The sequence below is a fragment of the Streptomyces sparsus genome (assembly GCF_054776295.1).
The window spans coordinates 1-4,382 of the sequence record NZ_BAAHCA010000399.1 but is presented as its reverse complement, the minus strand read 5'-3'; the positions used below and the strand labels follow the sequence as shown (position 1 = coordinate 4,382).

The window sequence follows — 4,382 nt, the reverse complement described above, 5'->3', positions numbered from 1 at the left end:
CGGGCGCCGACCCGCGCGCACGGGCCCTCGCACCCGCGCACCGTCGCACCCGCGCACCGATCCGCGGTCGGCAACGCCGACCGCCCGGTGCTCGCCCCGGGCATCCGTCCCACCTGTCAAGACCCGTTTCGCGGTCACCACCCCTCATCCGGGAGAATTCAGCTCATGAGCAACCCCCAGCAGCTGCGTTACAGCAAGGAACACGAGTGGCTGTCGAACGCCGAGGACGGCGTCTCGACGGTCGGTATCACCGAGCACGCGGCCACCGCGCTCGGTGACGTGGTCTACGTCCAGCTCCCCGAGGTGGGCGACTCGGTCACCGCGGGTGAGACTTGCGGCGAACTGGAGTCGACCAAGTCGGTCAGCGATCTGTACGCACCGGTCACCGGCGAGATCACCGAGATCAACCAGGACGTCGTCGACGACCCGGCGCTGGTGAACTCCGCCCCCTTCGAGGGCGGCTGGCTGTTCAAGGTGAAGATCACCTCCGAGCCGGACGACCTGCTGTCCGCCGACGAGTACGCCGCCTTCACCGGTAACTGAGCCCGCACCTGCCAGCACACCACGATCGGATCCTGATCTGATGTCGCTTCTCAACCAGTCCCTCCACGAGGTGGACCCGGACGTCGCCGCCGCCGTCGACGCCGAACTCCACCGCCAGCAGTCCACCCTCGAGATGATCGCCTCGGAGAACTTCGCTCCGGTCGCGGCGCTGGAGGCCCAGGGCTCGGTCCTGACCAACAAGTACGCCGAGGGCTACCCCGGCCGCCGCTACTACGGCGGTTGCGAGCACGTCGACGTCATCGAGAACATCGCCCGCGACCGCGTCAAGGCGCTGTTCGGCGCCGAGGCGGCGAACGTGCAGCCGCACTCCGGCGCGTCCGCCAACGCCGCGGCGATGTTCGCGCTGCTCAAGCCGGGCGACACCATCATGGGTCTGGACCTCGCCCACGGTGGGCACCTCACCCACGGCATGCGGATCAACTTCTCCGGCAAGCTGTACAACGTGGTCGCCTACCACGTGGACGAGAAGAGCAACCTGGTCGACATGGACGAGGTCGCCGCCCTCGCCCGCGAGCACCGGCCGCAGATGATCATCGCCGGCTGGTCCGCGTACCCGCGCCAGCTCGACTTCGCCGCCTTCCGGGAGATCGCCGACGAGGTCGGCGCGCTGCTCATGGTGGACATGGCGCACTTCGCCGGCCTGGTCGCGGCCGGACTGCACCCCAACCCGGTGCCCTACGCGGACGTGGTCACCACCACCACGCACAAGACCCTCGGCGGCCCGCGCGGCGGTGTCATCCTGTCCAAGCAGGAGCACGCCAAGAAGATCAACTCCGCGGTCTTCCCCGGCCAGCAGGGCGGCCCGCTGGAGCACGTCATCGCGGCCAAGGCGGTCTCCTTCAAGATCGCCGCGACCGACGAGTTCAAGGAGCGCCAGCAGCGCACCCTGGAGGGCGCCAAGCTGCTCGCCGACCGCCTCACCCGGCAGGACGCGGTGGACGCGGGCGTCTCCGTGCTCTCCGGCGGCACCGACGTGCACCTGGTCCTCGTCGACCTGCGCAACAGCGAGCTCGACGGCCAGCAGGCGGAGGACCGGCTGCACGAGGTCGGCATCACCGTCAACCGCAACGCCGTCCCCAACGACCCCCGGCCGCCGATGGTGACCTCGGGCCTGCGGATCGGCACCCCGGCGCTCGCCACCCGCGGCTTCACCGCCGAGGACTTCACCGAGGTCGCGGACGTCATCGCCGAGGCGCTGCTGCCCGACTTCGACGAGGCCAGGGCCAAGTCGCTGGCGGCCCGCGTCTCCGCGCTCGCCGACAAGCACCCGCTGTACCCCGGCCTGGGCGCCTAGGCAGGAACCGGCCCGGGTGACCGGGCCGCAGGCCCGCCGCCGGACGCCCCGCACCACCCCCGCGAGGCGTCCGGCGGAACCACCGCACCGCCCGCTCCACCCACGAGCAGACAAGGGAGTCCGCCACCGTGGCCATCTCCGTCTTCGACCTCTTCTCCATCGGCATCGGCCCGTCCAGTTCGCACACGGTCGGCCCGATGCGCGCGGCCCGCATGTTCGCACGCCGCCTCAAGAACGAAGGCGTGCTGGCCCAGACCGCCTCGGTGCGCGCCGAGCTGTTCGGTTCGCTGGGCGCCACCGGCCACGGCCACGGCACGCCGAAGGCCGTGCTGCTGGGCCTGGAGGGCAACGCCCCGCAGACCGTCGACGTCACCCGGGCCGACAGCGACGTGGAACGCATCCGCTCGCAGGGCCGGCTCCGGCTGCTCGCCGACGAGATCGGCGACGCCCACGAGATCGGCTTCGACGTCGACCGCGACCTGATCCTGCACCGGCGCCGGTCGCTGCCCTACCACGCCAACGGCATGACGCTCTTCGCCTACGACACCGACGGGCACCCGCTGCTGGAGAAGACCTACTACTCGGTCGGCGGCGGCTTCGTCGTGGACGAGGACGCGGTCGGCGAGGACCGCATCAAGCTCGACGACACGCCGCTGGCGTACCCGTTCCGCACCGGCGACGAGTTGCTGCGCCTCACCCGCGAGACGGGCCTGTCGATCTCCGCGCTGATGCTGGAGAACGAGAAGGCGTGGCGCACCGAGGAGGAGATCAGGACCGGGCTGCTGGAGATCTGGCAGGTCATGCAGGCCTGCGTGGCCCGCGGCCTGAACCAGGAGGGCATTCTGCCCGGGGGCCTGAAGGTCCGCCGCCGGGCCGCCACCTCCGCCCGTCAACTCCGCGCGGAGGGCAACGAGTTGGCGCACGCCATGGAGTGGGTGACGCTCTACGCCATGGCCGTCAACGAGGAGAACGCCGCTGGCGGCCGGGTGGTGACCGCTCCCACCAACGGCGCCGCCGGCATCATCCCCGCCGTGCTGCACTACTACGTCAACTTCGTGCCCGGCGCGGACGAGGAGGGTGTGGTCCGCTTCATGCTGGCGGCCGGCGCGATCGGCATGCTGTTCAAGGAGAACGCCTCCATCTCCGGCGCCGAGGTCGGCTGCCAGGGAGAGGTCGGCTCGGCCTGCTCGATGGCGGCCGGCGGGCTCGCCGAGGTGCTGGGCGGCTCCCCCGAGCAGATGGAGAACGCCGCCGAGATCGGCATCGAGCACAACCTCGGCCTGACCTGCGACCCCGTCGGCGGACTGGTCCAGATCCCCTGCATCGAACGCAACGGCATGGCGGCCGTGAAGGCCGTCACCGCCGCCCGCATGTCGCTGCGCGGCGACGGCCGGCACCACGTCTCGCTGGACAAGGCGATCAAGACGATGAAGGAGACCGGCGCGGACATGAGCGTCAAGTACAAGGAGACGGCCCGGGGCGGCCTCGCGGTGAACATCATCGAGTGCTGAGCTTGTAAGGCCCCGACCAGCGCTCTTCTCGCTTCCAGCGCTGTCGGGGCCTTCCTGCTCACGCGGCGGGGAGTCCCGAACTCGTCGAGGACGCGGAAGCCGAGCATGGCCCGGTCGGGCAGTCGGCCGTCGCCGCCGAACGTGGAATCCTCCGCGGCCGGACGGCCGGTCCTGCGGACGCCGCGTGAGCGGCACTGTCGGCTCGGGCCGGACCGTCCGCCGCCCGTCCCCTGGACGGGTGCTTCCGACCGGCCGCCGGTGTCACTCGCGGGTGCTCGTCGTGCTCGATCCGGCGAGCCAGCGTTGCTCCTTGCCGCCGTCCGCGCGCTGGAACCCGACACCGCCGGGACGCGACGGGCGCTTCGGGGTGAGGGCGAGGTCGTGGGCCACGAAAGGGCGCAGTGCGCCCTGTTCGGAGAGGTAGAACCGCAGGTCGTGGCCGTGCCGGCCGTCGATCCCGGAGCACCGCCGCAGCCCCGGGCCGCGGTCGGAGCCGCCGCGCGAGTCCAGGCACAGGCCGGGGTCGGAGTAGTTGCGCAGCAGCCCGCGGTCGTCGAGCGTCCACTTCTGGGTGCTGACCGGTTCGCACGCCTGCATGTCGGCGTCGCGGTCCTCCTGGGGCAGCCGGCCCTGGATGTCGAGGCACAGCCCGGAGTGGGCGTTCACGTACTGGGTGAAGCTGTCCCGTCGCGGTGGCGCGTGCGGTTCCATGGCGGGCGGCGGGTCCGCCGCGGGCGGTGCCGACTGCGACGGGCTCGGTGACGCGGACGGCGGCGTGGCGGACGGTTCCGGGGCCGGAGACCTGGACGGCTTCCCGGAGGGCTCTTCCGGCTCTGCCGAGACGGTGACGGTCTCGGTGGCCGCAGGTGGGGCGGGCACGGCGATCCCGGACGGCTTGGGGTCACCCGAGCCACCCGCGCCACCGACCACGAAGGCGGCGGTGCCGGCCGCGACCGCCAGGGCGGCGACGCACGCCACCAGGACGGCCACCAGGCTCGGACCGCGCCCGGCCG

The 4,382-nt window shown here is 71.8% G+C and carries 4 protein-coding genes; 3 read left to right on the top strand and 1 reads right to left on the bottom strand.

The features are described 5' to 3' along the window. The first annotated feature begins 165 nt into the window (after positions 1 to 165). From gcvH to ACYVE9_RS17165, 3 genes are all read left to right on the top strand, one after another. Positions 166 to 543, top strand: coding sequence for a glycine cleavage system protein GcvH (gene gcvH, locus ACYVE9_RS17175; RefSeq protein WP_461028749.1), 378 nt, complete (start codon positions 166 to 168; stop codon positions 541 to 543). 40 nt (positions 544 to 583) lie between these two features. Next, a complete protein-coding gene (gene glyA / locus ACYVE9_RS17170; protein ID WP_461028748.1) occupies positions 584 to 1,858 on the top strand; it encodes a serine hydroxymethyltransferase in 1,275 nt (424 codons plus the stop codon). 128 nt (positions 1,859 to 1,986) lie between these two features. Continuing rightward, entirely contained in the window at positions 1,987 to 3,369 is a 1,383-nt protein-coding gene (locus tag ACYVE9_RS17165) for an L-serine ammonia-lyase (protein WP_461028747.1), read from the top strand. 261 nt (positions 3,370 to 3,630) lie between these two features. On the opposite strand, the gene ACYVE9_RS17160 is transcribed toward ACYVE9_RS17165, so the two are convergent. Continuing rightward, on the bottom strand, positions 3,631 to 4,382 hold a 752-nt coding region (locus ACYVE9_RS17160; RefSeq protein ID WP_461028746.1), incomplete at its 5' end, for a ricin-type beta-trefoil lectin domain protein.